This window comes from Enterobacter sp. UNJFSC 003, assembly GCF_036903355.1.
GTDB lineage: Bacteria > Pseudomonadota > Gammaproteobacteria > Enterobacterales > Enterobacteriaceae > Enterobacter.
Window position 1 is genome coordinate 1 of the sequence record NZ_JBAKHK010000387.1, and the last position, 229, is coordinate 229.

Sequence of the window (229 nt, forward strand, 5' to 3'; positions counted from 1 at the left end):
GTCCGGTAGCGGAACGTTTTACTTAAATTACGCACTTCAAGCAGCGTTTCGATCATCTCACTCTTTCTCCATGTTCAGCGGGAAATGACAGGCATAGAGATGATTTTTCGCCCCCGTCAAACGTGGCGTCACAATGCATTCTCGTTGTGCATACGGGCAACGTGGCCCCAGACGACAACCAATCGGTAACTGTTCCAGCAGTGGGATAGCGCCGGGCAGCGTATTGAGG

General features: G+C 52.0%; 1 pseudogene. It reads right to left on the reverse strand.

The features are described 5' to 3' along the window. Positions 1-57: 57 nt before the first annotated feature. A pseudogene (locus V5P19_RS24670) lies at positions 58-229 on the reverse strand (peptide ABC transporter ATP-binding protein); the annotation flags it as partial.